The 6,211-nt window shown below is 39.8% G+C and carries 4 protein-coding genes; 2 read left to right on the top strand and 2 right to left on the bottom strand.

Features of this window, described 5'->3' with window-relative positions; all coding sequences use genetic code 11:
• Positions 1-239: 239 nt before the first annotated feature.
• Complete coding sequence (gene aceK / locus AN389_RS15130) at positions 240-2,015, bottom strand: bifunctional isocitrate dehydrogenase kinase/phosphatase (RefSeq protein WP_055018934.1); 1,776 nt, start codon at positions 2,013-2,015, stop codon at positions 240-242.
• A gap of 380 nt (positions 2,016-2,395) precedes the next feature.
• Between aceK and AN389_RS15125 the strand changes: the two genes are divergently transcribed.
• Together AN389_RS15125 and AN389_RS15120 are read left to right on the top strand one after the other, a co-directional pair.
• Positions 2,396-3,343, top strand: coding sequence for a LysR family transcriptional regulator (locus AN389_RS15125; RefSeq protein ID WP_055014369.1), 948 nt, complete (start codon positions 2,396-2,398; stop codon positions 3,341-3,343).
• A gap of 1,096 nt (positions 3,344-4,439) precedes the next feature.
• Positions 4,440-4,871, top strand: coding sequence for a hypothetical protein (locus AN389_RS15120; RefSeq protein WP_055014413.1), 432 nt, complete (start codon positions 4,440-4,442; stop codon positions 4,869-4,871).
• Between the two features lie 12 nt (positions 4,872-4,883).
• Here AN389_RS15120 and icd read toward each other — a convergent pair whose 3' ends face one another.
• Complete coding sequence (icd, locus tag AN389_RS15115; protein WP_055014370.1) at positions 4,884-6,134, bottom strand: NADP-dependent isocitrate dehydrogenase; 1,251 nt, start codon at positions 6,132-6,134, stop codon at positions 4,884-4,886.
• Positions 6,135-6,211 lie beyond the last annotated feature (77 nt).

Below are 6,211 nucleotides of genomic sequence, written 5' to 3'. Positions count from 1 at the left end.
TTGTAACCTAGTGGGCTAAGTAAAAACCGAGCAAAGCTTCCGCGTCCTGCTCACGCCCCTTACCTACATCCATGTAGGCAACAAAGAGTAAATGACCCCTAGGCAGAAACCCTTCGGGCAGCGCCTGTTTGGCATTTATGCTACGTTATCGCCTATTTATGGGGAACAACCAAACAGACGGCTGCAAATTTAACCTCGAAAGATAAACAGGCCCTAGCTAGACATGGGGTTAGTTATTTTTATTTAAACCGCCAGCTTTGTTTATATGGGTACACATCGGGCAAATAGCCTGATTTGATTTGTTGTTGGCAAGCTTGCCAAAAATCGGCTAAAAACAGATCGCTATGTTCATCGTTAAAATAGTTAAATGCCGTTTCGTTTGCACTAAAAAACACCTTAAACTGGCTGGGGAATATATCGTTTTCTGCTATATCAAAGTAAGTATTACTACTTAACTCCTCAAGCGCATTTTGCGCAATAGGCACATCTCTAAAGTGACAATCAGTAAGTGGGCAAATTTCATCATAGTCGTAAAAAACCACACGACCCCAACGGGTTACACCAAAGTTTTTCATTAGCATATCCCCTGGGAATATATTAGCACCCGCTAAGTCTTTAATCGCTTTACCGTAATCGGTCATAACCTGTTGTAATGCTTTGTCAGAGCAGTGATTAATGTATAAATTAAGCGGCGTCATTTTTCGTTCAACATACACATGCTTTAAAATAAGCGCCTTACCCGATATAACCATGCTACTGCCAATTTGTGCCTTCATTTGCTTAAGTAACTCGTCGCTAAAGCGGCTGAGGTCGAACGCTAAATACCTAAATTCGTGTGTATCAACTAAGCGCCCTACACGGTCGGCTTGCTTTACAAAATTGTACTTGGCTTTTACTTGTGCTTTTGTTGCTGTTTTGGGTGCACTAAATTTATCTTTTATTACTTTATAAACGTAGTCTAGCCCTTCAATGGTAAATACCAGCATAACCATGCCGGGTGTACCTGGTGCTGTCACGTATTTAAAATGAGTCGGGCTATTTTTAGTGGTATCAACTTTGTATCGATAAAACTCTGTTTTGGCATGCTTAATAAAGCCAATCGCATTAAATAATTCAAACCGTTTTTTATGAGGCATTAGCACGCTTAAGTAATCGACATAACGTGCGGGCTGGTCGGTATCAACCATAAAATAGGTGCGAGCAAAACCAAACAGTAAACTTAACTGATCGGCGCCCATCATTACGGCATCAAGCTTTAACCCTCTATTAGTATTTAATATGGCGATAGCAAAAGGCATATTATCACCATTTTTAGCAATGCAGCGCCCTATTAAGTAACAGGCTTTGTTTCTAAAAAATAATGAATTTGCGTATTCTATATATCCATTATTTAAATTTATAAGCTCATACACTTGTTTACATTGCTGCTTTGCACCGGCTATTAAGGTTGTTTGCAATGCCTGTAGATCGGCGTCTAAATGACTAAAAGGCACTCTAAATGCTTGGCGAGCAATAAGCGTTTTTACAGCATGGTTAAACCCATCTTTAAACGATATTCTACTCACTAAGTTTTCATACGAACGCGGCTCGCTTCTGTATTTTGCTTTTAATACAAACAAATGTACGGTACGTATTTTTTTATCGTCCCAAATTGCACCAAAGGTAGAATTAAAAAAGGTATGCGCTATGGGTTTATTTTCATGGTTTTGCACCATATCGCCGTATATATTCTTAGCTAGCTGCCATGTTTGCGGGCACGTTAGTTCAGCGTAAGCAATTACTCTGACAGCTTCACTGACATTTTTTACTTCACGTTCGTACACTTGTAAGCGTTCGCGCATGGCAGTTTGCACATCGTGATATTTTTGTTGTTCAAACCGGCTTTGCGCACCTAGCGTAATGTTTAAAAACTGCGCAAACATGGCTTCAAAGCCTGCAAAAACAGCGCGGGCCAACTTAGTAGCAATAACTTGCTTTAGCGCATTATTGGATTGATTAGTTAACGATTTTGACATGATTACAGCACTTTTATTTTTACCACTTATAGCGGTTATTTTTTATTAATTGTTTACACCTTAGCAAGCAGGCTTTAATTTAGGTAATTAATAAAGCATATAAATAAAATTTATTGGGCGTATTGACCTTTCGAGGTTAATTTTGCAGCCGTGAATTTGGCTTTTAAGCAAGGCAAGCACATGTAGTGTGGTTACTCCCCATAAATGTACTTTAACGCCGCATAAAGGCCAAATACACACTGCCCAGAGGGTTCTTCCTAGGGACGATTAACTCTTTGTTGCACGATTTTTACTTAGCCCACTAGGTGGCAGATCTCGCGCCGCGATTTAACCGTCCCTAGATTGAACAAATTTCAACCCTGAAAGGCCAACACGCCCACATGAATATACGTAACGTCGATCTCAACTTATTAGTGTACTTAAATGTGCTCATTGATGAAAAAAGTGTTTCAAAAGCGGCTAATAAACTCGCGCTAACACAACCTGCCATGAGTAACGCACTTAAACGATTACGTGATTTATTTGACGACCCACTACTGGTGCGTGCCGCAGGCTCTATGACCCCCACCAGCAAAGCACTTAGCTTAAAGCCTGAAATAGAGTCTCTTTTAAAAATGGCAGAGGCGATTACTCAGCCCAGTGAGCAATTTAACCCAGCAACGGCAGAGGTGACCTTTAGAATAATGGCAAACGACTACATGGAGTCGACCTTAATTGCCCCCTTTATCACTGAGCAGTTAACTAAAAACCCAGGGATTAATTTTGATGTACTTAGCCCAAGCGATGTAAATCTGCAAGATATGGAAAAAGGCACTATCGATTTAGCTATTAATCGTTTTAACGGCCTACCACGCTCGTTTCATCAAGCCAGCGTTTGGCGAGATAATTACTGCTGTTTAACCCATCCTAAAAATACCTTTTTACAGCTTTCAAGCCTTGATGATTACCTACAAAAAGAACACATTTGGGTAAACCGTGCTGGTTGGGGACCAGAAGCCGCCGTTACCAACAAATCAGGTAAGCAAAAGCTAGGCTGGGTAGATGAAGCACTTTGGCAGTTAGAGCAAACCCGAAAAATACGGGTGTTTACCCGCCACTACATGATTGCAAGTTTGCTTTGCCAATCTGAGCAACTTATTGCTACCTTGCCGCGCAGGCAAGCTAAATTGTTAACCACACATACCGATTTAGTCATTAGCCCAGTACCGTTTCAAATAGTCCCTATTGAGGTAAAAATGATATGGAGCCCGCTACTTCACCATGCACCCGCACACCAGTGGTTACGCCGTGAGTTGCTTGAGTTTGCTAAAACAGTGGCTGATAGGTAATTAGTAATTTTCTTTAATTTAAAATTCTGATTACAGCTCAAAATGTATTAAAAAGATTTAAGGAAAATCATTATCAACATTGATTACTCTAATTATTCTCTTAAAGAATTACATGAAGCACTTGAAACTATTGATGCAAACAAGTACCCACAAAGATACAAGCGCATAATAGAAGAGCTCAACAACCCAAAGAGAGTAGATCCTAAAGTTTTAAAGCAATTAGAAATATCAGAGCAAAACTCAAAGCAAGAAACAAAAGCATACGTAACTATTTTACTGGGCTTGTTTTTCATTCTATGGAGCTACTTTACTTATAACGATGGCGTTATACATAATAAAGGAGGGGAACGGGTAATTGCTTCTATCGAATCGAGTCCCAAAAAGTTCTATTTTTTTATTTTTGGTGGAATAGGTTTAGGGTGTATAACCGTCGCGCACGGCATAGAAAAAATAGTAAAGCAAAAAAGAAGCTTACATGAATAACAATTATGAAGAATAAAAAAGAATATCCTTACCTGTGCGACAGCCGCCTTAGCTATATTTATAGATGTATAAAATGTGGTGCGTTTATTAAAAAAGGTATACAAGAGTGCTACCGATGTGAACATGTTTTTTCAAAAGACGATGTTGATATTATGATCAAACAGTATCGAAAAAATTATAAGAAAAACTGGCATCATAAACTTTATTTCGTCGTTTTTATCACAACCATTATATGCGTATTGCTCTTTTAAAAATAAAAAAGCGCCATGGTATTCAACTTTGGGAAAATACCATGGCGCTTTTGAAATCGTAGAAATAGGAGTGAACCCTACCCTTTATATTTAGCAACCTTGATGCCAATCCTCCACATAAATAAAAAACACTTAAAATCAAACACCTAGTTAAATTATGCTTTTAACTATTATTTAGTGTGTCCCAGTTTTGTGCATTTTTATAGGTTTTTGCACCACTTTAATTAAGCATGCTAGGTGAGTTTTAGTAAGCTTTCATTTACTATTGATAAAATCAATATCAGTTATTGAAAACAACAATTTCATAAATAATACACTTAGCGCTAAAGTGAAGTTAAGCCAACAAACTAAGAGTAATGATTATGACAACATCAAGCTTCACACAACAAGACGGGTTATTTATTGATGCTAATTTACATCAGTTTATTACCCAGCAGTTATGCACTAAAACCAATACCGCAGAGACATACCAAGCACTTGCGACCTTGGTTGACGAGTTTGGTTGTAAATGCCGTAAAACAAAGCACCAGCCCGATGACATTTTAGAAGTAGATACGCTACTGCATGCATACCAGCGTAAAGACCACCCGCTTTGTCATGTAGATGCACAAACAACCGAGGCCGTACTTGATGAATACTGCTGCCAAGTACCAGCAATTATAGTGGTTGCATTAATGGATACACTTAGCGGTACGCAGTGTGATGAACCTAATGCACACGATATTTACCACCGCGCTGCACAGCTTACTAATCGCCCATGTGTACACAAGGCAAAAACAGCCACAGCGGCCTAATAATGGAGCTGCTTAAAAATACTCGATAACCTTTTGTGCAAAGTCACTGCAACTTAGGGTTATCGAGTCATTGCTATTCTGCGCTAAATCAAAAGTTAAATTACCGTTTTTGAGTGCTTGTTCGAGCGCGTGTTCAATCAGCGTTGCTGCTTCATCCCAGCCCATAAACTTAAGCATTAAAGCGCCACTTAAAATACTGCTGCTAGGATTTGCTTTGTTTTGCCCTGCTATTCGCTCAAACGTGCCATGGGTTGGCTCAAAAAAAGCCACATCGTTATTTAAATTGGCTGCAGGCATTATTCCTACCCCCCCAACTTGTGCGCTAAGCATGTCGGCCAAAAAGTCGCCATTTTGATTTGTGGTTGCCACTACATCAAATTGCTCTGGGTTCATTAGGCATTGCTGCAGCATATTATCGGCTATCACTTCTTTAATGATTAAAGGCGGTTTATTTGCGCGTGCTATTTTAAGCCAGCGTCCGTTTTCGTGTGGGGTAGCGCTAAACTCATTTTGCGCTAAAGCAAACCCCCAACGTTTAAAGGCGCCATCGGTAAATTTAAGCACGTTCCCTTTATGGACAAGCGCTAGCGATTCGCTGTTATTTTTAAGGGCGTAATTAATTGCATAGCGTACTAGGCGCTCGGAGCCTTCTTTAGATATATTTTTTATGCCTATGCCACACTCTTGTGAAAACCTTAGACGTGTTACCCCCATTTCTTCACATAAAAAGTCGAGCATTTTCTCACTCTCAACGCTGCCGGCTTGCCACTCTATTCCTGAATAGACATCTTCGCTGCTATCTCGCAGCACTGTTATGTTAGTTAAAAATGGATTTTTTAACGGCGATGGCAACGCACTTAATCCTTTAACAGTGCGCATATTTACAAATAAATCCATTTCATGCCTTAGCGCCACATTTAGTGAGCGAAAACCGCCGCCAAGAGGTGTCGTTAACGGCCCTTTAATTGCTATTTTACAGGCTCGCACGGCATTAATCGTCTCCTCTGGGAACCAATCGCCATCATATAACTTTGCTGCTTGTTCGCCATTATATACTTGCATCCAATGGATTTTTCGCTCCCCGCAGTAGCAGTGTGCAATGGCATTATTGACCACATGCTGCATGGCAGGGGTGACCTCTTGCCCGACCCCGTCACCATTAATATAAGCAATAATAGGATTTACAGGCACATGCCACTGGCCTTTAGCATCAATAGTGATATTTTGTCCGTGCTCAGGGATTTTAATATGCTGATAAGCCATGCTTAATACCTATACTAAAAATAGTGTTAGTTGATTAAATCATGCTTGCTTGTGCATGTATGCAATTTGCTTTTTAT

It is taken from the genome of Pseudoalteromonas sp. P1-7a, assembly GCF_001401855.1.
GTDB lineage: Bacteria > Pseudomonadota > Gammaproteobacteria > Enterobacterales > Alteromonadaceae > Pseudoalteromonas.
Note: the sequence above shows the minus strand (reverse complement) of the source record. Positions and strands in the feature narration are given on the sequence as shown.

Excerpts from the sequence above, each read along its gene's own strand:
- aceK (WP_055018934.1), bottom strand. The coding sequence starts at position 2,015 with ATGTCAAAATCGTTAACTAATCAATCCAATAATGCGCTAAAGCAAGTT.
- AN389_RS15125 (WP_055014369.1), top strand. The coding sequence starts at position 2,396 with ATGAATATACGTAACGTCGATCTCAACTTATTAGTGTACTTAAATGTG.
- AN389_RS15120 (WP_055014413.1), top strand. The coding sequence starts at position 4,440 with ATGACAACATCAAGCTTCACACAACAAGACGGGTTATTTATTGATGCT.
- icd (WP_055014370.1), bottom strand. The coding sequence starts at position 6,134 with ATGGCTTATCAGCATATTAAAATCCCTGAGCACGGACAAAATATCACT.